Source organism: Streptomyces sp. NBC_01352 (genome assembly GCF_036237295.1).
Classification (GTDB): domain Bacteria; phylum Actinomycetota; class Actinomycetes; order Streptomycetales; family Streptomycetaceae; genus Streptomyces; species Streptomyces plumbiresistens.
The window spans coordinates 8,836,675-8,860,861 of sequence record NZ_CP108354.1 but is presented as its reverse complement, the minus strand read 5'-3'; the positions used below and the strand labels follow the sequence as shown (position 1 = coordinate 8,860,861).

The following is a 24,187-nucleotide window of genomic DNA, read 5'->3' as shown; positions in this document are numbered from 1 at the left end:
GCTGAAGTGAAAGAGGGATCTGCAGCACCGAGGAAACGTGACCGGACCAGTCCACAGCAAGGGCCAATGGAGAGGCGGTGGATCGTTTTCCGGCCACGGGCCGACGAGAGTGGCCTACGCCGGGCGATCGGCCAGTGCCGCCGGCGGCTCGTCGTCCATCTCAAACGCCAGCGGGAACGGCGCGTGTCCAGCCAGCCGGAACCAGCGCACCTTGCGATGCCGGCGCAGCGCCCGGGCCGCCCGTACGGAGTCGTTGTGGAAGCGGCGGGCCATCGGCACCCTGCGCACCGCCTCGGTCAGCTCCCGGGTGGCCTGCTCTCCCCCGGGCGCCTCCCGTACCGCCTCCACCTGCTGCGGCTCGGCGAACACGGCTCGCAACGCCTGACTCAGCTCGCTCTCGGCGACCTCCCGCTGCTCCTCCTCGGCCTGCCGGGCGGCGTGCGCCGCCTCGTACAGGACGATCGAGGCGGCCGGGTCGAGCACTCCGGAGGTGGCCAGTTCCTGGGCCACCGAGGCGCGGCGCAGCAGCTGGGCGTCGAGCCCGGCGCGCGAGGCGTCGATGCGGGCGTGCAGCCGGTCGAGCCGTCCGGCCGTCCAGCTCAGATAGAGGCCGATCGCGACCAGCGCGACAAGGATCCAGATCAGGGTTGCGGTCACGGGCGGCAAGGCTACCGGTGCGCTCCGCTGGGTTTGGCGGGGTGTCGTGCGGGGCGTTGTTCCGGTCGTGGCTGGGGGCTGCCGCCCCCGGACCCCCGCTTCGGCCCGGAAGGGGCCTCGTCCTCAAACGCCGGACGGGCTGAATGATGCCGGCGCCGGCCGTGCAGAGGACTGCCGACCGGCGCTGACAGCTGCGCCCCGAAGACTCGTCAGTCCCGCGCCAGCCCCAACCGCGCCCGCAACCCCGTCGACCGCTCGTCGTACGCCGCGGCGACCGCCGCCGTGCCGGACGTCACCGTCTCGTACACGGACAGGATGTCCGCGCCGACCGTCGACCAGTCGAACCGCCGTACGTGCGTGCTGCCGCGCTCACGCAGCTCCGCCAGCCGCGCCGGGTCCCCGAGCAGTCGTACGGCGGCCGTGGCGAGCGCGTCCGCGTCCTCGTTGGCGAACAACTCGCCCGCCGCGCCCCGGTCCAGCACCTGCGCGAAGGCGTCCAGGTCCGAGGCGAGCACCGGGGCGCCCGCCGACATCGCCTCGACCAGGATGATCCCGAAGCTCTCGCCGCCGGTGTTGGGAGCGACGTACAGGTCGACACTGCGCAGCAGACGGGCCTTGTCCTCGTCGCTGACCATGCCGAGGAACTCGACCCGCGGACGGAGCTCGGCCGGCAGCGTCTCGACCGCCTCCTCCTCGTCGCCGCGCCCGGCGACCAGCAGCCGGGTCTGCGGGCGCTCGGCGAGGATCTTCGGCAGGGCCTTCATCAGCACCGGCAGCCCCTTGCGAGGCTCGTCGATGCGGCCGATGAAGCCGATGGTGTCGCCCTGCCACTCGGGATTGGGCTCGGCCCTGACGAAGAAGTCGACGTCGACCCCGTTCGGGATCACCACCGCGTCGCCGCCGAGGTGTTCGACGAGCGTGCGGCGGGCGTACTCGCTCACGGCGATCCGCGCGCTGATCTTCTCCAGGGCGGCCTGGAGGATCGAGTACGCGGCGACCATGGCCCGGGAGCGCGGGTTCGAGGTGTGGAAGGTGGCGACGATCGGGCCCTGCGCGGCCCAGCACGCCAGCAGGCCGAGGGAGGGCGAGGCCGGCTCGTGGATGTGGATGACGTCGAACTCGCCGTCGTGCAGCCAGCGCCGCACCCGCGCCGCCGACAGGAAGCCGAAGTTCAGCCGGGCCACCGAGCCGTTGTACGGCACCGGCACCGCGCGGCCGGCCGAGACGACGTACGGCGGCAGCGGGGTGTCGTCGTCGGCCGGGGCGAGGACGGACACTTCGTGGCCGAGGCGGATGAAGTACTCGGCGAGATCGCGGATGTGGAACTGGACGCCACCGGGCACGTCCCAGGAGTACGGGCAGACGATGCCGATCCTCACGCGGTCCCCCCGGAGGGCGAACGCGCGGGGTCGAGATCCTTGAGCCACAAACGCTGCAGCATGTGCCAGTCCTCCGGATGGTCGGCGATCCCGGTGGCGAAGGCATCGGCCAGCGCCTGTGCCATGACAGACGTCTTCTCGGCCCGCGTACCTGTCTCGGGGACCTCGACCGGGGGATGTACCCGGCCCTTCATGACGGGCGAGTTGTCGTACCAGAGGGTGACCGGCAGCAGCAGCGCGCCGGTCTGCTGGGCGAGCAGCGCCGGGCCGGCCGGGATTCGGGTGGTCTCGCCGAAGAACTCGACCTCGACGCCGGAGGAGGACAGGTCCCGCTCGGCGACCAGGCAGACCAGACCGCCGTCGCGCAGTCGCCGGGCCAGCGTGCCGAAGGCGGTGCCGCCGCTGTGCGGCAGGACCTCCATGCCGAGGCCCTCGCGGTAGGCGACGAAACGGTCGTAGAGCGTCTCCGGCTTGAGGCGTTCGGCGACCGTGGTGAACGGCGTCTCCAGCGTGGTGGTGACCCAGGCGCCGGCCAGATCCCAGTTGGCCATGTGCGGCAGCGCGAGGACGACGCCCTTGCCGGCCGCGAGGCCGTCGGTGAGATGGTGCAGGTCCTTGGCCTCGAAGCCGTTCCTGACGCGCTCGGCGCTCCAGGCGGGGAGCCGGAAGGACTCCATCCAGTAGCGCAGATACGAGCGCATGCCGGCGCGCGAGAGCTCGGCGAGGCGTTCGGGGCTCGCGTCGGGCACCACGCGCGCGTAGTTGCTCTCCAACCGCTGGACGCCCTTGCCGCGCCGCTTCCAGGCGAGGTCGGCGATGCTCCGGCCCAGGCGCACGGCGACCGGCTCGGGGAGCTTCTTGACCACGCCCCAGCCGAGGCCGTACAGCGCGTCGGTGACCCGCTCCTGGGCGCTCACTTCGCCGCCTCGCTCCCCTGGGTCTCCGGCTTCTCCTGCTGCTGTTCCTGGGCGGCCGCCGCCTCCGCCTCGGCGGATTCGCGGCGGACCGTGACCACCCGCTGGATCAGCGTGACCAGGCTGCCGACGGCCACGATCCACAGGGCGATCGGCAGCAGGTACTGGATACCGGGTACCCCGAACTTGTGCAGGCCCGCGAGGCCGGCCAGGACCAGGGCGATCACCAGGCGCTCGGCACGCTCGACGAGTCCGTTGACGGCGACCGGCAGGCCGATCGACTCGCCGCGGGCCTTGGTGTACGACACCACCTGGCCGCTCGCCAGGCAGAAGATCGAGACGGCGCACAGGACGTTGTCGTCGCCGTGTCCGGCGTACCAGAGGGCGAAGCCGCCGAAGATGGCACCGTCGGCGACCCGGTCGAGCGTGGAGTCCAGGAAGGCGCCCCAGCGGCTGGTGCGGCCCAGCTGGCGGGCCATGTTCCCGTCGACGAGGTCGGAGAACACGAACAGCGTGATCACGACCGTGCCCCAGAAGAACTCGCCCATGGGATAGAAGACCAGCGCGCCCGCGACCACACCGGCGGTGCCGAGGAGGGTCACCGTGTCGGGGCTGACGCCCCGCCGGATGAGAAACGCGGCGAACGGTGTGAGGACACGCGTGAAGAATGCACGCGCGTACTTGTTCAGCATGGCCTTCCCGAGGTTCGGTGTGGCCGAGCGGCCCCTGCTGGCCACCGGCTGGCCCATCGTAGCCACGCGCGCGTGTGGGCGGCGTCCGGGACCGTCAGCCCGTGTCACGGCGGGACCTCGCGGCCCGTGTCACGACCGAGCGGCGGGATCGCGTCCGCCGTATGGACGCACCGTGACGAGAGTGGAAAGCTCGAAGAACACCGCGGGCGTCGCCGGAGCCGCCACCGCTGGGGTGCCCCCGGACGAAGTCTGGGGAGGGTCCGCATGTCCGCGCCCACAGTGACCTCACCGTGCACGGGAGGCAAGGCCATGGGTGACAAGGCGAACGCACACCCCGGAGCCGCCGGCAGGGCAACAGCGGCCGACCAACCCGCGTCCGTACGGAATGTGGTGCTGGTCGGCCACTCCGGATCGGGCAAGACGACATTGGTGGAGGCTCTCGCACTCACGACGGGAGCAGTGAACCGGGCGGGCCGCGTGGAGGACGGCGGCACCGTCTCCGACTACGACGAGATCGAGCACCGGCAGCAGCGCTCGGTGCAGCTCTCCCTGGTCCCCGTCGAATGGGACGGGTACAAGATCAACCTTCTCGACACCCCCGGATACGCCGACTTCGTCGGAGAACTCAGGGCCGGTCTGCGAGCGGCGGACGCGGCCCTTTTCGTCGTCTCGGCCTCCGACGGGGTGGACGGCTCGACCCGCATGGTGTGGGAGGAGTGCGCGGCCGTCGGCATGCCGAGGGCGATCGTCGTCACACACCTGGAGTCCGCCCGGGCGAACTTCGAGGACATGACGCGGATCTGCGCGGAGGCCTTCGGCGGCGACGACCCCGACGCCGTACTGCCCCTGTACCTGCCGCTGCACGGCCCGCAGGCCCCGGACGGGCACGCGCCCGTGACCGGGCTGATCGGGCTGCTGTCGCAGCAGCTGTTCGACTACTCGTCCGGGGAGCGCAAGGAGTCCGAGCCGGGCGAGGACCAGCTGCCGCTGATCGAGGAGGCCCGCAACCGGCTGATCGAGGGGATCATCTCGGAGAGCGAGGACGAGACCCTCATGGACCGCTATCTCGGCGGCGAACAGATCGACGTCAAGACGCTGATCGAGGACCTGGAGCGGGCCGTCGCGCGCGGGGTCTTCTTCCCGGTCCTGGCCGCCGCTCCCGCGGCCGGGGGTGCCCGGCAGGGGCTCGGCACGGTCGAGCTCCTCGAACTGATCACCCGTGGCTTCCCGACCCCCCTGGAACGCGAGGCACCGAGAGTCACCACGGTCGACGGCAAGCCGCGTGAGCTGAAGCTGTGCGACCCGGACGGGCCGCTGGTCGCGGAGGTCGTGAAGACGTCGTCCGACCCGTACGTCGGCCGGGTCTCCCTGGTGCGGGTTTTCTCGGGCACCCTGCACCCGGACGAGACCGTGCACGTCTCCGGCCACGGTCTCGCCGACCGGGGGCACGAGGACCACGACGTCGACGAGCGGATCGGCGCACTGTCCGCACCGTTCGGCAAACAGCAGCGGGTGCTCACCCACTGCATCGCCGGAGACCTCGCGTGCGTGGCGAAACTCGGGCGCGCGGAGACCGGGGACACCCTCTCGGCCAAGAACGACCCGCTGCTCATGGATCCGTGGGAGATGCCCGACCCGCTGCTGCCGCTCGCCATCCAGGCGCACAGCAAGCCGGACGAGGACAAGCTCTCGCAGGGCCTGTCCCGGCTGGTCGCCGAGGACCCGACCATGCGGCTGGAACAGAACCAGGACACCCATCAGGTGGTGCTGTGGTGCCTGGGCGAGGCACATGCCGACGTCGCGCTGGAACGGCTGCGCAACCGGTACGGGGTCCAGGTCGACGTCGTTCCGCACAAGGTCTCCCTGCGGGAGACGTTCGCGGACAGGTCGGCGGGCCGCGGACGCCATGTGAAGCAGTCCGGCGGCCACGGGCAGTACGCCATCTGCGAGATCGAGGTGGAGCCGCTGCCGGGCGGCTCGGGCATCGAGTTCGTGGACAAGGTCGTCGGCGGGGCGGTGCCGCGCCAGTTCATCCCGTCCGTCGAGAAGGGCGTAAGGGCCCAGGCCGCCAAGGGAGTTGCGGCCGGCCACCCGCTCCTCGACATCCGGGTCACGCTGCTGGACGGCAAGGCGCACTCCGTGGACTCCTCCGACGCCGCGTTCCAGACGGCCGGCGCGCTGGCACTGCGGGAGGCGGCGGCCGACGCCAGGATCCATCTGCTGGAGCCGGTGGCCGAGGTGACCGTCCTGGTCGGCGACGACTACGTGGGCGCCGTGATGAGCGACCTGTCCGGCCGGCGCGGCCGGGTGCTCGGCACGGAACAGACCAGCGGCGGGCGGACGCTGGTGCGCGCGGAGGTGCCCGAGATCGAGATCGGGCGGTACGCCGTCGACCTGCGCTCCCTGTCCCACGGCACGGCCCGCTTCAGCCGCTCGTACGTCCGGCACGAGCCGATGCCGCCGCAGATCGCCGAAAGGGTCCGTGAAGAGGCGGGCAGCGCCTCGTAGTTGGACGTTCGCGGAACGCTCCCCTCCGCGTGGGCGGGCGGCTTCGGCCGTCCGCCCACGGCATGTTGGGCGTTTCGGGATGGGATGTTCTACGTCCGCCGACGGATGTCCGTGCCTGCGGATACGCTGATGACCTGATCAACAGGTGTGCGAAGCAAGGAAGTCGGGAAGGCCGCATGAGCAGGGGTCGCGGCGATCGGGGGCGGGAATGACCGTTGACAGCGGTTACGCGGACATCTTCGGTCCGCAGGTGCCGCGCACGGGTGACGGAGACCAGACGGCGACGTTCGCGCTGGCCTCCGCGGCCTATCGGGACAACGACGTCAAGGACATCCTCGCTGCCAACAGCGAGTGGCACGAGTCGACCGTCAAGGACGGCCGCAAATGGGCGCGGATCTTTAGGCCCAACCTGGGCGAGGCCTTCTCCGGGGCCGTCGTCGCCCGCATGCTGGGCGCCGGCCGCAAGCCGCTCATCCAGTCCTTCGGCGCCGAGCCACAGGTCGTGGTCGAGCACTGCCTCGCGGCGAACAACATCCGCAGGGACCGAGACAACCTGCTGACCATCGTCATGGTGCTGTGCGGTCTGCTGTTCCTGCCCGGGCTCCTCATCTGGCTGCTGGTCTTCCAGATCCGCACCACCGTGGCGAGGACCGAGAACAAGCAGGCCGGAGCCCTCGCCACGGCCCTGCTCGTCGGGGTCGGCGCCCTCGCCGTGATCTTCCTCGTGCGCACGCCGTTCGGCGGCTTCTGGGCCTGGTACGCGCGAGCGGCGATCGTCATGCCGGTGGTCGGCTGGTTCTGGGCCAAGCAGATCTGCGAGCGCACCGCGACGGACCTGAGGGAGCGCTGGAACAGCCTGCTGTCCGGCAGCAGCGTCGGGGCCAAGGTCCCCGAGGCGGTGCCGAGCAGCCCCCGCGAGACCGCGGCCGAGCAACTGCGCCAGTCGCTCGCCAAGCTGAGCGCCGAGCAGCAGTCCAACTCCGTGTTCTACGCCGGCCCCAAGGGCATCCTCGGCATGGGCACCCGCTGGGGCAGCTGGCAGCTCGCCGAGGACCTGGTCTCACGCCATCCGGACCGGGAGATCCATCCCTTCCGCAGCTGGGACGTCATACGGTCGATCCACGACCAGTTGCGCATGCTGGAGCGGAACACGCTGAACACCGGCGGCTTCCCGAAAGCGTCCGTACGGCACTGGGTCGTCACCCCGGTCGGGGAGAACGCGAAGGCGGTGTCCCGCCCGGAGGGCACGGACGTCGACGCGTACCAGATCAAGACGCACGCCATACAGGACATCTGCAACAAGCAGCAGTTCGGCGCGGGCGACCGGCACTACCTGGGCGTGCAGTGGACGCTGTGGGACGGACAGCTGGTCATCACCATGATGATCACGGTGACCGTGCTGCACGAGACGCTGCGCATCGAGGTGACCGGGCATGCGCTGGGCCCGGTGCACTCGCTGTTCACCTCGAAGCCGGAGGCCAAGGAGAAGGAAGTCGCGAAGTCGCTCAAGTTCTGGGAGACCCGGAAGGTGAAGCTCCCGCTGGTCGACGCGGACGAGGTGGTACGCCTGGCCGCCCGGGCGCCCCTGACCTGGTACCCGCCGCTGCTGAACTGGCTCGGCGGCACCCTGACCCTCCCCGAGCCCTTCGGGCTGCGGCACGCCTGGGCGGACAAGCCGTGGCGGCACCGCTTCATGGCCGACGACGCGCTGCGCGCGGCCACGCCGGTGCTGCGGGTCGTGCACGCGGCGGCGATCCGGGTCCTGGAGGAGAACGGCGTGAACACGGAGAAGTTCGGCAACCGGTCGGCGTTCCTCAGCACGGCGGTGCAGGATGCGTCGCCGCGGAAGGCGGACGTGTACGACGCGTAGGTGCGGCGGGGGCTGCCCAGGAGCCCCCACCCCGCCCGGCGATCAGACCGTCGGCCAGGCCTCCGCCAGCATCTTGCGGGTGTCCGCGAGCAGCTGCGGCAGTACCCGCGTGTGCCCGACCACCGGCATGAAGTTCGTGTCCCCGCCCCAGCGCGGAACGATGTGCTGGTGGAGGTGGGCCGCGATACCGGCGCCGGCGACCGACCCCTGGTTCATGCCGATGTTGAAGCCGTGGGCGCCGGACGCGGTGCGCAGGGCGGTCATCGCCTGCTTGGTCAGCGCGGCGAGCTCGACCGTCTCCGGGTCTGTCAGGTCCGTGTAGTCGGCCACGTGACGGTAGGGCACCACCATGAGGTGGCCGCCGTTGTACGGGTACAGGTTGAGCACCGCGTAGACCTGCTCACCGCGCCGGACGATCAGGCCGTCCTCGTCGGACTTGGCCGGTAGCGAGCAGAAGGGGCAGCCGTCGTCGGCACCGGGGCCGGTCGGCTTGTTCTCGCCCTGGATGTAGGCCATCCGATGGGGCGTCCACAGACGCTGGAACGCGTCCCGGGTCCCCACGCCCCACTGCTGCTCCGGCTCACTCGTCATGCAGTGCAGCATATGACTTCGCCCGTTCGCGCCGTGTCGCCGGGTTGTGGGAAAAGCGTCCCGGGCCAAGCTGGGCCGGTGGACTATGCGCCGGAAGACGACAGCCCCAAGGCCCGCTGGGAGCGGCGCACGGAGATCCCGCTCGCCGTGGCCTCGCTGGTGTTCCTCGCCTCGTACGCGGTCCGCGTGCTCGCCGACGAGCTGCCCGACGCTCTGCTCGACCTCTGCCTCTCCCTGACCCTGGCCGCCTGGGCACTGTTCGCCGTCGACTACGCGGTGCGCTGGCGGCTGAGCGGGCAGCGACTGCGCTTCGTACGGACGCACCTGCTGGACACCGTGGTGCTGGTCCTGCCGCTGCTGCGGCCGCTGCGGGTCGTCAAGGTGTACGAGACGGTGCAGCGCCGGCACGGACGGCCCCGGCTGGCACTGCACGCGCGCGTCATGGCCTACGCCGGGCTGTCGACCCTCCTCCTCGGCTTCACCGGTGCCCTCGGCGTCTACCAGCAGGAGCACGGAGCACCGGACGCGACCATCCTGACCTTCGGGGACGCCGTGTGGTGGACCTGCTCCACCCTCGCCACCGTCGGCTACGGCGACGTCGTCCCCGTCACGCCGGTCGGACGCCTGATCGCGATCGGGATGATGGGCATCGGGATGGCCCTGCTCGGCGCGGTGACCGGGACCTTCGCCTCATGGCTGCTCCAGGTCTTCTCCGCCGAGGACGACGAGAGGCCCCCGGCGGGATGAACTCGCCGGGGGCCTCACCTACAGCGGATCAGACCTGCGCCCGCTCCTCCACGACCTTCGCGATCTTCGCGATGGCCTCGTCGAACGGGATGCCGTTCTCCTGCGAGCCGTCGCGGTAGCGGAAGGACACCGAGCCGCCCGCCATGTCCTCGTCGCCCGCGATGACCATGAAGGGCACCTTCTGCTTCTGGGCGTTGCGGATCTTCTTCTGCATGCGGTCGGAGGAGGAGTCGACCTCGACCCGCAGCCCCTGCTTCTTCGCCGCGGCGGCGAACTTCTCCAGGTACTCCACGTGCGCGTCCCCGATCGGGATGCCGACCGCCTGCACCGGGGCCAGCCACGCCGGGAAGGCGCCCGCGTAGTGCTCGAGCAGCACCGCGAAGAACCGCTCGATGGAGCCGAACAGGGCGCGGTGGATCATGACCGGGCGCTGCTTGGAGCCGTCGGGGGACGTGTACTCCAGCTCGAAGCGCTCCGGGAGGTTGAAGTCGAGCTGGATCGTCGACATCTGCCAGGTCCGGCCGATCGCGTCCTTGGTCTGGACGGAGATCTTCGGCCCGTAGAAGGCGGCACCGCCCGGGTCGGGAACGAGCGGCAGGCCCTGCTTCTCGGCTACCTCACGGAGGGTCTCCGTGGCCTCTTCCCAGACCTCGTCGGAGCCGACGAACTTCTCCGGGTCCTTGGTCGACAGCTCCAGGTAGAAGTCGGTCAGACCGTAGTCCCGCAGCAGGCCGAGGACGAAGGTGAGCGTCTTGTCGAGCTCCTCGGACATCTGCTCGCGCGTGCAGTAGATGTGCGCGTCGTCCTGGGTGAAGCCGCGGGCACGGGTCAGGCCGTGCACGACGCCCGACTTCTCGTACCGGTACACGGTCCCGAACTCGAACAACCGCAACGGAAGTTCACGGTACGAACGACCGCGCGCATCGAAGATCAGGTTGTGCATCGGGCAGTTCATGGGCTTGAGGTAGTAGTCCACGCCCTCGTCGAGCTGCATGGGCGGGTACATTCCGTCGGCGTACCAGTCCAGGTGGCCCGAGGTCTCGAAGAGCTTCCCCTTCGTCGCGTGCGGGGTGTAGACGAACTCGTAGCCCTCCTCCTCGTGGCGGCGGCGCGAGTAGTCCTCCATCACGCGGCGGATGATGCCGCCCTTGGGATGGAAGACGGCGAGGCCGGAGCCGATCTGCTCCGGGATGGAGAACAGGTCCAGCTCGCTGCCCAGCTTGCGGTGATCGCGCTTCTCCGCCTCGGCGAGGAAGTCGAGGTGCGCCTTCAGCTCGTCCTTGGTCGGCCAGGCGGTGCCGTAGATGCGCTGGAGCATCGGGTTCTTCTCGCTGCCGCGCCAGTAGGCGGCGGCGTTGCGCATCAGCTTGAACGCCGGGATGTTCCGGGTGGTGGGCAGGTGGGGACCGCGGCAGAGGTCCTTCCAGCACAGGTCACCGGTCTTGGCATCCAGGTTGTCGTAGATCGTCAGTTCGCCGGCGCCGACCTCGACGTCCGCTCCGTCGTCAGTGGAAGCGGAGCCCTTGATGCCGATCAGCTCCAGCTTGTACGGCTCGGACGCCAGCTCCTCGCGGGCCGCCTCGTCGGTGACCACACGGCGGGAGAACCTCTGCCCCCGCTTCTGGATCTCCTGCATCTTCTTCTCGATGGCCTTGAGATCCTCGGGCGTGAACGGCTTCTCGACGTCGAAGTCGTAGTAGAAGCCGTCCTTGACCGGCGGGCCGATGCCCAGCTTGGCCTCGGGGAAGAGCTCCTGCACGGCCTGCGCCATCACGTGCGCGGTGGAGTGGCGCAGGATGTTCAGGCCGTCCTCGGAGGAGATCTCCACCGGCTCCACGACCTCGCCCTCGCCGGGCGCGTACGCGAGGTCCTTGAGCTCGCCGCCCACGCGCGCGGCGATGATCGAGCGCTCGCCGGCGAAGAGCTCGGCGGCCGTGGTGCCCGTCGTCACCGTGCGCTCTTCCCGCTCGGAATCGCGTTGGATGATCACACGGACGTCTGACACCGGTCTCTCCTGACTGAAGGTGGATGCGCAACCCACAACCTATTGCGTGCGCAATAGGCGATCGTACCGACCCCGGGCCGCCCACCGCGAAATCAGTCCCCGCCGCAGGCCTCCTCGAAGAAGTCAAGATTTTCCTGAAGCGACTTCATCAGCCGGTCCCGCTCGGCCTCGTCGACCTGCACCGGTACGACTCCGGAGGCGCCCGTGAGCCGCCGGAAGCCGCCCCGGCTCTCCAGCCGCCCGTGCACCCGCACCGGCAGTCCGACGAGGTGCGCGTGCCCGGCGATCCGGTACGACTCCTCGTCCAGCGTGAGCCGGACGTGCGGGATCTCGGCGCCCGCGATCACCCGCAGCCGTACCGACCCGTCCCCGCGCGGCCCCGACCTGCGCATCCGGACCACCGCGCCGGTGATCCGCACCGGCACCGAGGGCTCCTCGCGCAGATAGCGGGCGCCGGCCTCGCGCAGCACGGGCAGGTCGCCGGGCGAGAACTCGACGGCCTCTGCTGGTGCCGCACACCCTTCGGGGACCCCGGCCGCCGGTGCCCACTCGACGCCGATGCGGGCGCCCTCCGTACCGCGCACGAGGACGATCAGCGCCTCGGTGAGCTCGCGGCTGACGCCCGCCTCGACGGCGCCGTCGAAGGCGTCCATGCCGCCGGTGGCCCGCTGGTAGTCGATGGCCTCGCGGGCGGCGTACAGGGCCTGGTGCAGGCGTACGGCGAGCGGGCGGCCGGTGCCGACGGGCACGAAGGCGGTCAGGCGGCGGCCGCCGGATGCGGAGCCGACGAGGATGTTCTCCAGGGACGCGGCGGCGGTGCGCCGGTAGCGGGCGCCGTAATAGCCCGCACGCGCGCGCGTGGCGAGCGATCCGGCGAGCAGCATCTGGCGGGCGGCCGAGCGCAGCTGTTCCTCGACGGTCCAGGGAGTGGCTCCGGCGGGACCGGTCGGGACGTCGCGCCACCAGCGGATCTCGTCGCTGGGCACGGCGAGGGAGACCAGCACCTCGCGCGCGGAGGGCGTTCCGCTGCGGGACAGCGCGAGGAGCGCCTCGCCGAGCAGGTCCTCGCTGTCGGGGAAGGCCCGGCTCTCGGGCACCAGCAGGCTGGTGCCGCCGCCGCCCGGTCCCGGCGGGGTCCAGCGGCCGTAGCGTCCGGCCGCTCCCCCGCGCCTCCGCCAGCCGTGCCGGTGCAGCAGAGCACCGAGCACCGCGGGGTCGACCTCGGCCGGGTCGGGGGAACGGTTCCAGGCGACGGCGGCCTGCTCGACCGGGTGCGGTCGTACGGGTCGCAGTGGTTCTTCCAGCGGGCGGTGCGTCATGGTCTGCCTCCCGTCCCGACCCGCGTCATGATCTCGCAGAGCGCCCGGTCGTCGAAGATGCGCGAGGTCGGGATGCGCACGGTGGTCCGGTTCCGGCCGGTGATGGCGTGACCGGCGAGGTTGACCCAGTAGCAGCAGTGCCTGAGGTCGAGCCGGTCGTGGCCGGCGCGCAGCCATTGGTCCTGTGACCGTGGGACCAGCATCACGACCAGGATCTTGTGGACCGAGACCGGTGTGCGGGCGAGCTTGCGCAGGTGGTCGTTGTCGAGCGTGAAGGAGAAGGTGCGGCCGGGTGGGTTCGGCGGGATCTGGTACGTGCATTTCAGCTGCACCTTGATGGTCACCTCGTCGTCGACGGTGTGCCCGGGTGAGCCGTGACTGACGTGCCAGTCGATGCCGTTGTCCGGAAAGGGCTGGGACAGCGAGCAGCCGGCGGCCGCCGCGACCGCGTGCAAGTAGCCCACCTGCAAGGTTTCCATGCAGGCGGTGGTGGCGAGTGTGCCGCGTTGGGGGCCCGTGCGTTCGGGCAGCAGCCCGCCCCGCTCGGGCTGGGCTATCGCCATGACCAACAGCCTTCCAAGCCAAGTGAAATGCCCACGCCTGGGCAGAGTGAATCCCGCGCCGGGCCGCTGAACTGCAAAGACCCGTACTCCTGTTGTGTCCTTCCGGCGTACGGCGCAAACAGCCCGGGTATCACCAAACGGGGCAGACGACGGGGCGTCAGCTGCCGTGGGTGAACGAGGGGTTGTGTAGGTATGACGTGCTGGTACGAAGGGCCCCTGGCCGCATTCGACACGGAAACCACGGGTGTCGACGTCGAGTCCGACCGGATCGTGTCGGCCGCCGTCGTCGTCCAGGACGCACCGGGAACCCGGCCGCGGGTGACGCGGTGGCTGGTGAACCCGGGCGTACCGGTGCCCGCCGGGGCGACGGAGGTGCACGGACTGACGGATGAGCATCTGCAGCGCAACGGCCGCTGGCCGGCGCCGGTGATGTACGAGATAGCCGAGGCGCTGGCCGAACAGGCCACGGTGGGCCGCCCGTTGGTGGTCATGAACGCGCCGTTCGATCTGACGATCCTGGACCGGGAGCTGCGCCGCCATCGCGCCTCGTCCCTGGACCGCTGGTTCGAACGCTCACCCCTGCTGGTGCTCGACCCGCGGGTCCTGGACAAGCACCTGGACCGCTACCGCAAGGGCCGCCGCACCCTCACCGACCTGTGTGAGCACTACGGCGTCTCGCTGGAGGGCGCGCACGACGCGGGTGCCGACGCGCTGGCCGCGATGGACGTCGCACGGGCGGTGGGGCGCCGTTTCGCGGCCCGGCTGGAGCGGCTGAGCCCGGCCGAACTGCACACCCTGCAGGCGGTGTGGCACGCGGCACAGGCGCGGGGCCTGCAGGCCTGGTTCGCGCGCAGCGGCACGGAGGAGGCGGTGGACCCGGCGTGGCCACTGCGTCCGGATCTGCCGGCGGCGGCCGCGTAGGGGCAACAAGCAGGGGCAACAAGTAGAGCAACGGGTAGGGGCAACAAAAAACCGGTCCGTCTGGGACGGACCGGCTTTCCCGGTGGGCGATACTGGGTTCGAACCAGTGACCTCTTCGGTGTGAACGAAGCGCTCTCCCACTGAGCTAATCGCCCGGGAACGCACCGAACAATACAGGTCCCCGCGCCCTTCCTTCAAACCGCTTGCAGGTGGCCGGCCAGACCGCGCCGCCCGGAGCGCATCATCAGCCAGTGGTTGGCGCGGAACACCGGCCGTCCCGGGACGGCGAACCGCCGCAGCAGCGGCTTGTTCACCTCGACCAGCTGCTCGTAGCGGGCCAGGCTGCCCGCGCCGTCCGCGGTGATCGTCCAGCGCGCCCAGCCGTCGAGGTCGCCGGTCATGGCGATCTCCAGGATCCCGGCCGCCGGATCACGCCGCACCTCACGGGCGGTGAAGGTCAGGTCGTACGGCAGGAAGGAACGGATCGTGATCACTCCGGTCGTCGCGTCGATCCGGTTCACCTCGCGCACCTGCCGCCACCAGCGCGGATAGTCCTCGGCTCGCTCCAGCGCCGTGTACACGGCGACGGGCGACGCGGGCAGGGTCCACCGGCTGCGGAAGCGGTAACGGGTCCAGTCCATGACCGGAGTCTGCCCCTGTGCGGGCCCGGTGAGGCGTATTTGAGTACGGCATGAGTACGCGCACTCATGCCGTACGACGTGACGCGGACCACACTCGTCGGCATGACGCACATTCCGCCCCCTGCCGAGGAGTTGCGGCTCCTCGATGCCGAGCTGTGGCAACTGGATGCCCGCCGGGCCCAGTTGCTGGCTCGCCGCGCCTGGCTGGTCGCGGCCCTGCAGCAGGCGTGGCCCGCGCCTGTCGCGCCGCCCCGCCCCGAGGCTCCCGCACCGCGCGTCCAGAACGTGCTGCTCCTGCTCGGTGGCGTCCTGCTCACCATCGCCGCGATGGTGTTCACGCTGGTCAGCTGGGGTCACCTGGGCATCGGCGGGCGGGCCGTGGTACTCGGCGCGGTCACGCTGGCCGCGCTCGCGGCGCCGGCGGTGCTGCTGAAGCGGGGGCTGCGGTCGACGGCCGAGTCGGTGGCGGGCCTCGGGCTCGCGCTGACGGTGCTCGACGCCTACGCCCTGCACGAGGCCGCCCTCGCGGGGGCGGACGGCACGGGGTACGCGGCGGTGGCGTCGGCGGTACTCGCCGTGCTGTGGGCCGCGTACGGCCTGCTGCCGACGACCTGCGACCTGCGTCTGCCCCTCCCCGCCGCCCTGGTGTCGGCCCAATTCCCGCTGCTGCTCTGGTCGCTGGCCGCCGATGCCGTTCCCTACGGGGTCACGGCCGCGATCCTGGTGACGGCCGGGTTCGACACGGTGGTGGCGTTCCGGGCGACTGCCAGGTCCGTACGGGTCGTCGCCACCGTCGGCGCGTACGGCGCGGGCACCTGTGGCGCACTGACCGCCGGCCTGTTGTCCTTGACAGCGACCGGCCCGAGCGCCGCCGCCCGTGCGGCGGCGCTCCTCCTCCTCGGCGCGGCGATCGCGCTGGGCGCGGCGTGGCGGAGCCAGGACGAGAAGCGGGCCCTCGGCCTCGCCGGCACCGCCGGGCTGCTCGTGGTCGCCGCGTTCGGCGGGGTGGCGCGTCCTGCGCTGTCGGAGGTGTGGACGGTTCCGGTATATCTGGCCTGCGGGATCGCCCTGTTGGCCGCGGTGCGGGCCGGGCGGCTGCCGGAGGCGGTGCGGCACGGCTTCGCCTGGGCCTCGGGCGCCGTACAGGCGCTGGCCCTGCTGTGGACGCTGTCCGTCGTCGGTCTGGCGGTGCTGGGGCCGGTCGAATGGGTGGAGCACGCGTGGAGCGGCACGCCGTCCGACGCCCGCGCGGCGGTGACGCTCGACGGGCTGTGGCCGCAGCACGCGCAGACGGCTCCCCTCGTCCTGGCGGCCGTCGCAGCCGTGCTCGCCCTCACGGTCCGGAACGTGGTCTGGCGCCCTCGGGCGCTGCGCGGCGCGCTGGGCCTGACATGGGCGGGGGTGTTGGTGCTTCCGGCGGTGTTCGAACTCCCGTACTGGACAAGCCTGGTGACTCACGGGGTCCTGACGGCCGGGGCGCTCGCGGCGGCGGTGTACGTACGCCGAGGCGCAGCCGCGCCGGACGGAACGTCGGCCCGTCCGTTCACGTCCAGTCAGCTCACCGCCCTTGTCCTCGCTCTCATCACCTCTCTCAGCCTCGCCTTCCTCTCCCTCGCCTCGCAGACCGCGACGGTCACCGTTCTCTGCGTCCTGACCGCGCTGTTCGCGGCGGCCTCGTGGCCCTCGCGCCTGGCCCCGGTCACGACCCCGGCCGCGCTCGCTTACGCCGCCGCGCTCGCCTGCGCGACCGGCGCCGCCCTGGACTGGCAGCCGTCGCACACCGCGCTGCTCGTCCTGGCCGTCCCCGTGGCCGCTGCCCTGCTGGCCGCACGGCTGGGCAGCGCCCCGGCCACCGTGCCGGTCGAAGCGACCGGGGCCGCCGCCGGGCTGCTCGCCGTGGGACTCGCCCTCGCCGACCCGCCACTGCTGGCCCTGGTGCTGGCCCTCGGCGGAGTGATCGCCGCGGGTACGGCGATCCGCCCGGACCGCCGCCCCGTCGGCTACGCGGCCGCCGCCCTGTTCGTGCTGGCCACCTGGGTGCGCCTGGCGGCCTGGGACGTCGAGACGCCCGAGGCGTACACGCTCCCGGTCACCGCCCCGGCGCTGCTCCTCGGCGTCCTGCGCCGGCGCCGCGACCCGCGGGCGTCGTCCTGGACGGCGTACGGCCCCGGCCTCGCCGCCACCCTCCTGCCGAGCCTGGTCGCGGCCTGGGGCGACGCGCACTGGACGCGCCCCCTGCTGCTGGGCGTCGCGGCACTGCTGGTCACCCTGCTGGGTGCCCGGCACCACCTCCAGGCCCCGCTCCTGCTCGGCGGCTGGGTACTGGCGCTGGACGCGCTGCACGAACTCGCGCCCTACCTCGTCCAGGTCACCGACGCGCTCCCCCGCTGGGTGCCTCCCGCCCTCGCCGGACTGCTGCTGCTCGCACTCGGGGCGACGTACGAGCAGCGCATCCGGGACGTCCGGCGGGTGCGGGAGGTCCTCGGGAAGATGAACTAGCCGTCGGCTACGGCATCTTGTCCCCCAGCAGCGCCAGGTTCTCGATGGCGGCGAGGCCGTAGAGCGAGGTGTCGTTCGTGGACACCCAGGTGGCCTCGCTGCCCGGCACGAGCGTGGCCGGGCCACTCAGCTCCTCGGTCTTCCAGGGCGCCGACTCCTTGTAGCCGTCCGAGTTGTAGAACTTGTCCCAGGCCCGCTTGGCGAGCTTCTCGTCCCCGGTCTGGACGGCGGCGTACGCGTCCAGGCGCGAGTGGCCCTGGAACAGCAGCAGGGAGCCGAAGTTGGAGCCGTAGCGGGCGGCCTGCTCGGCCTTGGTGGCGTTGAAGTAGCGGCAGTAGTCGAAGTACGCCTCGTTGAACTTCGGCATGTCGACGAGGTCGATGAGCTCGGCGCACAGCTCGTTGAGCCCGAAGACGGCGGAGAGGTGCGAGACGCCGACCACCGGCTTGTCGGCTACGGCGAACTTGCCCGTGTCGAGGTCATACAGGCCGGTGCCCTGCACGAAGCCGTTGGGCTGGGCGGCGATGGTCTCCATGGTCGACAGGATGCGCGCCTTGGCCTTCTCCCACTTGGGTCCCTTGCGCTCCCACTCCGTCAGCCAGGCCGACACGAGACCGCTCCAGTCCGTGCCGAAGCCGATGGACAGGGCGTGCCGGTCGGGCGTGTACGGCTCGGTGCGGATCTTGCGGATCGGGTCGAGGACGAGGAACGTCTCGTCGGAGTCGACGTTGGCGTGCATGAGGTCGCCGACCCGCTCGTCGGCGGTGAGGAAGTAGTAGTAGCGGCGGTACGTCGTGTTGGCGATGCGCTGCTGCTTGGCGCTGTCGGCGTAGTGCTGCACACCGTGCCGGGTGCCGAGGCCGGCCCACTGGCCCAGGTGGTAGACGTCGACCTCGCCGGTGTGCCGGGTCATCGCCTCGGCGAAGCGGAAGATGTCCGCGCGGCCGCTGCGCAGGTACGCGAACCACAGCCACAGGTCCGGCGACAGCTCCGAGTTGTCCCAGGCGTAGCCGCCGACGTCGTAGCGCCACTGGTGCCGCACCGTGTCGTACGAGTGCATGATGTCGCCGTAGTCCCAGAAGCCGTACCACCGCCGCATCTCCGCCTGGTCCTTGTAGTAGGTGAAGAGGAAGTCGAGGTGGTCCTCGATCTTGGCCTTGGCGGGCGTGGAGCGGTCCGGCTCGGCGTACAGACCCGGGCCGAAGACCCCGGCCTTGATGAGCTGCTTGGGCGGGGCGGCCAGCTGCGGCAGCACCCGTACGGCCTCGACCTGTTCGGCGAGGTTCTCGGCGCTCGGCGTCGACTCGTTGGCCCAGAAGAGGAGTTCGGAGGTGCGGGCGATGCCGTAGGGGGTGCCGAACTCGGGCTCGTAGTCCTCGTAGGTGATGTTGAGGCCTTCGAGCTGCTCGGCGAAGGTGTCCTGGCCCATGCCGTCGTGGTAGAAGCGCAGGTCCATGGGCTGCGCCTCGGGCGACCAGAGCCAGAGGGTGACCTCGGCCTCCTCGGTCTGGGCGTCGCGGATGTCGAGCTGCGCCGGGAACTTCTCCCAGAAGTCCCGCAGGCCGAAGGAGAACCCGCCGCTCGCGCCGCCGACGTATCCGAAACCGGAGGCGCGCTTGCCGCCGCCGGCGCCGATCCAGCCGTGGCCCTTCTTCGTGCGCTTGCGGAGGTTGAAGCCGTCGGCCGAGAGCTGGGAGAGGGTGTAGTCGCCCCACTCGGGGATGTACTGGAGCCGCGTGGTGACGCGCTGGTCCCAGGTGGCCGGGTCGGGCAGCTTCTGGCCCGCGTACTGGGCCGCCTGCACGGCCGCGCCCGGGTCGCGGCGCAGTCCGGTGATGCCCTTGACGGCCTCGCGCAGCAGACCGGTGCCGTCGCCGCCGATGCGGATGTGGCGGTCGTACGACTGGTCGCGCATCGGCACGGTGAAGCGGACGCCGAGGCCGCGGATGAAGTCGCCGCTGGCCTTGCCGGGCTCCTGGGTGCCGTCGAAGGTGATGGTGTGCACCATGCGGAAGGAGTCGGCGCCCGCGTAGAAGTACAGCCGGATGGAGAACGGCAGCCAGCTCCGGTTGCCCTTGCGGTGCTTGCCGTCGATGCGGACGACCGCGCGGACCGGGCCGTCCTGCTCGACCTCGACCTTCGAGATGGCACCCTCGAAACGCTCGGTCTTGACCGCGCCCTGGTCCTCGTCCTCGATCTCGGGCTGGCGGATCAGCACGAGCCGGCCGTTCTTGGCGATCTCGGTCGAACCGCGGGTGACCGACTTGATCAGGGTGGCGCCGGACTTGCCGATCTTCGCGGTGATCACGCCGGTCGAGACGTCGATGGTGCCGCCGCTCTTGTCGACGGTCACCTTCTTGGCGGGGGCGGCGGCCTCGCCCGCGGTCAGGGTGAGCTTGCCCGTTCCCGAACTCACCGCGTGAGCGGTCCACTTGAGCGAGCCGTCCGGCCAGTAGGCGATCGGCCAGGACTGCACGGGCACGGCCTTGCCGTCCGCGTCCGTGATCGCGAACTTCTGGTCCTCCTGGTAGGTGCCCTTCGGCCAGGGGACGCCGAGTGTGGAGCCGGGGGCGGCGCCCAGACCGCCGTCCTCCAGCCAGTCCAGGGTCACCGGATCGGCGTCGGCCTCGGCGGCTCTCGGCGCCGCCTGAGCATCCTTGGCTCCTAGCGCCCAGCTGAACTGCGCGGCGGCTCCGGCGACCGCGGCCGCCTTGAGAAGGGACCTGCGGGGAATGGGAGACATAAGAGTTTCAGCCTTTCCTTTCCGTTCCGTGCGGGAAGCATTTCCGTGCGGCTGGTCAGGGGCATGACAGAGAGAGGTGCGACGCCGGGGCGCCGACCTTGTGACGAGGGCACCGCCCGTCAGCGGTGCCGGTAGCGCTCCTCAACGGCGACGGCCGCCGCCGCGACGGCCCCCAGGACGGGGACCGCCAGCGGTGCGACGAACCATGCGGACACGGCCACCACGGCCAGTCCGCCGACGACCAGGAAGGAACCGGCGGGGTCGAGCACGGTCCGCCGGCCCGCCTCGGCGAGCAGGGCCCGCCAGGTGGCGCCCGGCGTCCACACGGCCGCCGCGCGCAGCCCGGCGACGGCCAGCCCGATGAGCGCGAACACGCCGACGGCCCCGACCAGCGGCCCACCGGGAATCCCGGCCCGCACGGCCTGGACGTCCACCCAGACCGCGGCCGCCGCCGCCCACCCGGCGAGCCCGGCGAGCCATCCACCGCGCACCGCCAGCCGGAAGTCGGCGACGAACTCCCGCCAGCCGCCCACCTCATGGCCGGTACGGCGGCGCAGGTGCCGCGCCCCGGCCGCGAAGGCGGCCGGGTAGGTGACCACGCCCAGCGAGGCCACCGCGATCCACACCCCGGTCAGCAGACACTCGGCGAACACCGCGAACCGCTCGCCGTAGGCGGACTCCTTGCGCGGGGCGCGGGCCTTGACGCGTGCCTCAGCCATGCCGGGTCAGCCCTTCAGTCCGGATGTCGCCATACCGTCGATCAGATAGCGCTGGAAGGCGAGGAAGAAGGCGAGCACCGGCAGCAGGGCGACCAGTGACATCGCGATCATGCCGCCGTAGTTGGCCACGCCCTCCTGGTCCACGAACATCTTCAGACCGAGGGAGACCGTGTACTTGTCGGGCTCGTTGAGGTAGATCAGCGGGCCCATGAAGTCGTTCCAGGAGTTGATGAAGGTGAAGATCGCGCTGGTGATCAGGGCCGGCCGGCACAGCGGGAGCACGATCGACCAGTAGATGCGCAGGTGTCCGCAGCCGTCGAGACGGGCCGCCTCGTCGAGCTCCTTGGGCAGGTTGCGCATGAACTGCACCATCAGGAAGACGAAGAACGCCTCCGTGGCGAGGTACTTCCCCAGCAGGAGCGGGGTGTACGAGTTGATCATGTCCATGTTGCGGAACAGCACGTACTGCGGGATCAGCAGTACGTGGTACGGCAACAGGAGCGTGCCGATCATCAGCGTGAAGAACAGATTGCGACCGGCGAACCTGATCTTCGCGAAGGCGTACGCGGTCAGCGAGCAGGACACCAGGATCCCGACCACCGAACCGAGCGCGAGGGTGAGCGAGTTGACGAAGAACGTGGAGATCGAGATGTCCGCGATGCCGTCGGCGAGCCCGGTGTAGTTCGAGACGATCGGATCGCCCGGGAAGAGGTCCAGGCTCCCGATGATCTCCTCGCTCTTCTTGAAGGAGCCGCCGATGACCCAGATCACCGGATAGAGGATCACCGCGAGGATCGCGAAGGACCCGAGGTGCCAGGCGAGGGAACCGGGCAGCCTGCGACGGAAGTTGCCGCCCTTGGTGGACCGGGCCGGCGTGATGTCGGTGGCCTGCGCACTCATCGGGCGCCCTCCTCGTAGTGCACCCAGCGCTTCTGGGACCAGAACAGCACCGCCGTCACCAGGGCGACCGCGACGAGCAGCATCCAGGCCATGGCCGAGGCCAGGCCCATCCGGCTGTTCTCGAAGCCCTGGACGTAGAGGTAGCAGGTGTAGACCATCGAGCCGTCCGCCGGACCACAGGCGTTGCCGCCCGCGCCGCCGCCGACGATGTACGCCGAGCTGAAGATCTGGAAGGAGTGGATCGTCTCCAGCAGGACGTTGAAGAAGAGCACCGGGGAGATCATCGGCAGGGTGATGTTCCAGAACCGCCGCATCGGGCCGGCCCCGTCGACCTCGGCCGCCTCGTACAGCTCGCGCGGTACCTGCTTGAGACCGGCCAGGAAGATGACCATGGGCGCGCCGAACTGCCAGACGGTGAGCGCCACCAGGCTGTAGATGATCATTTCCGGGTCGCCGGTCCAGCCACCGACATCGATCCCGAAGATCTTCTGCGTACGGTCGACGATCGCGTCGTCCGCGAAGATCGCCTTCCAGACGATCGCGACGGAGACGCTCGCCCCGATCAGCGACGGCGCGTAGAAAGCGGCCCGGTAGAAGGCCTGGCCGCGCCGCTTCTGGGCGAGCAGCAGCGCCACCCCGAGAGCCAGCAGCAGCTTGAGCGGCGTACCGACGACGACGTACCACATCGTCACCTTCACCGAGTGGCGCCAGCGCGGGTCGCCGAACATCTCGGAGAAGTTGTCGAGGCCGATCCACTTGGGTGTGTCGAACAGGTTGTAGTCGGTGAACGCGAAGTACAGCGAGGCGATCATCGGGCCTGCCGTGAGCAGCAGGAATCCGGCGATCCACGGGGACATGAAGAGATAGCCGGCCAGGGTCTCCCGGCGGCCCCGCCGCTTGAGTGCGGCGGGGCGCGGGGAGTTCACCGGACCGTGCCGCGGCTCGGAGTCCTTGGCCAGGCCCTCCATCGCAGGGGCGTGTGTCACGGTGGTTCCCATCAGCCGACGAGAGCCGTCTTCGACTCGGTGAAGAACTGCTTGACGGCGTCGTCCACCGAGCGCGTGCCCAGAGCGAGCTCCTCGGCGATGCGCAGGAAGGCGGCCTCGCAGATGTCGGCGCCGTTGGGGTGCGGAGTGATGGGCTCCAGAACACCCGCGTCGACGAGGGACGTCTCATAGGCGGCGATGGACTTGTTGACCTCGTCGGTCGGCTGGAACGCGTCGAACTGGGCCTGCGTCGCGGGCACACCGCGGTCATAGCCCATGATCTTGGCGACCTCCGGGTCATGCACCATGAAGTCGATGAACTGGGCCACTTCCTTGGGATGCTGCGTGCGCTTGGAGGCGCTGAGCATCAGGGAGCCGAGGTACTGGCCGGTCTTCTTGCCGTCCGTGGTCGGGATGGGGGCCAGGCTGTACTCGCTCTTCCCCTCGGCGCTGTAGCGGACGCTGAAGTTGTCCCACGTGAACTCACCGCCGGCGAGTTCCGCGGTCACCGCCGACTTCGGCTTGATCTGAGCGACCTTCTTGGGGTCGGCGTAGACGCCGTCCTGGACGCCCTTCTTGGCCTTGGTCCACCAGTCCGTCAGGTCCGCCTCGGCGAAGCCGAGTCCGTCCTCGGTGAAGAACGCCTTGCCGTTCTGGCGCAGGTAGAGGTCGTAGAGGTACATGACCCCGTACATGCCGCTGTCGCCGGCGCGCCCCGTCTTGTCACGGATCTTCTTCATCGCCGCGTCGAAGTCGTCCCAGGTCCAGCCCTGCTCAGGCTTCACGCCGGCTCTGGTGTAGACGGGCTTGTCGATGACCAGGGACATCGAGTTGGAGCCGACCGGAACTCCGAGGAGTTTGCCGTCGACCTCGCCGAACTTCTCGAGGCCTGCCCGGAAGCCGTCCATGGAGAGGTTGCCCGCCTTGACCTGCTCGCTCAGGTCGAGCAGCACATTCTTGGCGTCGTATTTCCGCAGGAATCCAATGGCATTCTGGAAGACGTCGGGCGGATTGCCGCCGGAGGCCTGGGTGTTGAACTTCTTCCAGAAGTCGGGGTACGGCTGGAAGTCCGTTTTCACCTTGATCTTCGGGTACTTCTTCTCGAAGAGCGCGATCGTCTTGTTGATGCGCTGGGCACGGTCCTCCGCACCCCACCACGCGTAACGGATCGTCACCGTCCCGTCCGAGGAGGTTCCGCCGTCTCCCCCGCACCCCGTGGTCGCGGCCAGGCCCAGTGTGGCCGCCGTCGCTCCCGCGGCCTTCAGGATCGTACGCCTCTCAACATTCCTGCTGGTTCCCACAGTCGGACCCTCCCCGCAGCGTCGTTGCCGCCTGCATGAATCGTTTCAAGTAAGCGCTTGCTGGCACAAGTTACGGAGGGCCTCGGGGTGCGTCAATGATTCGGACAGGAATTTCTTGGGGGCCCGCTCGGCGAGCTGACGGTACGTCGGGGCCGAGTCCCGCTCCCGGGAAGGCGACATCGCAGGTGAGGAACCCGCGGTCGGCGGGCCGAACGCGACCTCGGCCTCGGCG

19 protein-coding genes and 1 tRNA gene are annotated in these 24,187 nt (G+C 70.3%); 5 read left to right on the top strand and 15 right to left on the bottom strand.

The annotated features are described in order from the left end of the window. Window positions 1–114: 114 nt before the first annotated feature. The 4 genes from OG252_RS40705 to pgsA all read right to left on the bottom strand — a co-directional run bounded on the left by OG252_RS40705 (window position 115) and on the right by pgsA (window position 3,699). A complete protein-coding gene (locus tag OG252_RS40705) occupies window positions 115–657 on the bottom strand; it encodes a hypothetical protein (RefSeq protein WP_266442939.1) in 543 nt (180 codons plus the stop codon). A gap of 209 nt (window positions 658–866) precedes the next feature. Further along, a complete protein-coding gene (locus OG252_RS40700; protein ID WP_329342462.1) occupies window positions 867–2,036 on the bottom strand; it encodes a glycosyltransferase family 4 protein in 1,170 nt (389 codons plus the stop codon). Continuing rightward, window positions 2,033–2,953 (bottom strand): phosphatidylinositol mannoside acyltransferase, encoded by a 921-nt coding sequence (locus OG252_RS40695; RefSeq protein WP_329342460.1) that lies wholly within the window; start codon window positions 2,951–2,953, stop codon window positions 2,033–2,035. Before OG252_RS40695 ends, OG252_RS40700 begins: the two co-directional genes overlap by 4 nt. Next, window positions 2,950–3,699, bottom strand: coding sequence for a phosphatidylinositol phosphate synthase (pgsA, locus tag OG252_RS40690; RefSeq protein WP_266448745.1), 750 nt, complete (start codon window positions 3,697–3,699; stop codon window positions 2,950–2,952). The genes OG252_RS40695 and pgsA overlap by 4 nt, the downstream gene beginning before the upstream one ends. Before the next feature lie 252 nt (window positions 3,700–3,951). Here pgsA and OG252_RS40685 point away from each other — a divergent pair, with 252 nt between their 5' ends. Both OG252_RS40685 and OG252_RS40680 read left to right on the top strand, forming a co-directional pair. Beyond that, a complete protein-coding gene (locus OG252_RS40685; protein WP_329345321.1) occupies window positions 3,952–6,150 on the top strand; it encodes an elongation factor G-like protein EF-G2 in 2,199 nt (732 codons plus the stop codon). Window positions 6,151–6,358: 208 nt separating this feature from the next. Then, on the top strand, window positions 6,359–8,020 hold the full coding sequence (locus OG252_RS40680; protein WP_266442931.1) for a hypothetical protein: 1,662 nt from the start codon (window positions 6,359–6,361) through the stop codon (window positions 8,018–8,020). A gap of 42 nt (window positions 8,021–8,062) precedes the next feature. Here OG252_RS40680 and OG252_RS40675 read toward each other — a convergent pair whose 3' ends face one another. Next, the gene (locus tag OG252_RS40675) at window positions 8,063–8,623 is read right to left on the bottom strand and encodes an HIT family protein (protein WP_266442930.1); all 561 of its coding nucleotides are present in this window, start codon (window positions 8,621–8,623) and stop codon (window positions 8,063–8,065) included. On the opposite strand from OG252_RS40675, the gene OG252_RS40670 reads away from it, so the two are divergent. Continuing rightward, window positions 8,624–9,358, top strand: a complete 735-nt coding sequence (locus tag OG252_RS40670) for a potassium channel family protein (RefSeq protein WP_266442928.1) — start codon at window positions 8,624–8,626, stop codon at window positions 9,356–9,358. Between the two features lie 28 nt (window positions 9,359–9,386). Here the strand turns inward: OG252_RS40670 and thrS are convergent, their stop codons facing one another. The 3 genes from thrS to OG252_RS40655 all read right to left on the bottom strand — a co-directional run bounded on the left by thrS (window position 9,387) and on the right by OG252_RS40655 (window position 13,245). After that, on the bottom strand, window positions 9,387–11,363 hold the full coding sequence (gene thrS, locus OG252_RS40665) for a threonine--tRNA ligase (RefSeq protein ID WP_266442926.1): 1,977 nt from the start codon (window positions 11,361–11,363) through the stop codon (window positions 9,387–9,389). A gap of 92 nt (window positions 11,364–11,455) precedes the next feature. Beyond that, entirely contained in the window at window positions 11,456–12,682 is a 1,227-nt protein-coding gene (locus OG252_RS40660; RefSeq protein WP_266442924.1) for a hypothetical protein, read from the bottom strand. Further along, on the bottom strand, window positions 12,679–13,245 hold the full coding sequence (locus tag OG252_RS40655) for a DUF4365 domain-containing protein (RefSeq protein WP_266442922.1): 567 nt from the start codon (window positions 13,243–13,245) through the stop codon (window positions 12,679–12,681). Before OG252_RS40655 ends, OG252_RS40660 begins: the two co-directional genes overlap by 4 nt. Window positions 13,246–13,437: 192 nt before the next feature. Here OG252_RS40655 and OG252_RS40650 point away from each other — a divergent pair, with 192 nt between their 5' ends. Beyond that, window positions 13,438–14,166, top strand: coding sequence for a 3'-5' exonuclease (locus OG252_RS40650; protein ID WP_266442920.1), 729 nt, complete (start codon window positions 13,438–13,440; stop codon window positions 14,164–14,166). An 83-nt stretch (window positions 14,167–14,249) separates the two neighbouring features. Here OG252_RS40650 and OG252_RS40645 read toward each other — a convergent pair. Together OG252_RS40645 and OG252_RS40640 are read right to left on the bottom strand one after the other, a co-directional pair. Next, a tRNA-Val gene (locus OG252_RS40645) sits at window positions 14,250–14,321 on the bottom strand. Between the two features lie 39 nt (window positions 14,322–14,360). Next, window positions 14,361–14,807: an SRPBCC family protein gene (locus tag OG252_RS40640; RefSeq protein WP_266442918.1), complete on the bottom strand. Its 447-nt coding sequence runs from the start codon at window positions 14,805–14,807 to the stop codon at window positions 14,361–14,363. 66 nt (window positions 14,808–14,873) lie between these two features. Here OG252_RS40640 and OG252_RS40635 point away from each other — a divergent pair, with 66 nt between their 5' ends. After that, on the top strand, window positions 14,874–17,306 hold the full coding sequence (locus tag OG252_RS40635; protein ID WP_443068453.1) for an SCO7613 C-terminal domain-containing membrane protein: 2,433 nt from the start codon (window positions 14,874–14,876) through the stop codon (window positions 17,304–17,306). 7 nt (window positions 17,307–17,313) lie between these two features. On the opposite strand, the gene OG252_RS40630 is transcribed toward OG252_RS40635, so the two are convergent. From OG252_RS40630 to OG252_RS40610, 5 genes are all read right to left on the bottom strand, one after another. After that, window positions 17,314–20,049: an exo-rhamnogalacturonan lyase family protein gene (locus OG252_RS40630; RefSeq protein WP_266442913.1), complete on the bottom strand. Its 2,736-nt coding sequence runs from the start codon at window positions 20,047–20,049 to the stop codon at window positions 17,314–17,316. 119 nt (window positions 20,050–20,168) lie between these two features. Beyond that, a complete protein-coding gene (locus OG252_RS40625) occupies window positions 20,169–20,768 on the bottom strand; it encodes a hypothetical protein (RefSeq protein ID WP_266442911.1) in 600 nt (199 codons plus the stop codon). A gap of 6 nt (window positions 20,769–20,774) precedes the next feature. Continuing rightward, window positions 20,775–21,668, bottom strand: coding sequence for a carbohydrate ABC transporter permease (locus tag OG252_RS40620; RefSeq protein ID WP_266442908.1), 894 nt, complete (start codon window positions 21,666–21,668; stop codon window positions 20,775–20,777). After that, window positions 21,665–22,666 (bottom strand): carbohydrate ABC transporter permease, encoded by a 1,002-nt coding sequence (locus tag OG252_RS40615; RefSeq protein ID WP_266442905.1) that lies wholly within the window; start codon window positions 22,664–22,666, stop codon window positions 21,665–21,667. Before OG252_RS40615 ends, OG252_RS40620 begins: the two co-directional genes overlap by 4 nt. After that, complete coding sequence (locus tag OG252_RS40610; RefSeq protein WP_266442901.1) at window positions 22,666–23,955, bottom strand: ABC transporter substrate-binding protein; 1,290 nt, start codon at window positions 23,953–23,955, stop codon at window positions 22,666–22,668. Before OG252_RS40610 ends, OG252_RS40615 begins: the two co-directional genes overlap by 1 nt. Window positions 23,956–24,187: the final 232 nt, after the last annotated feature.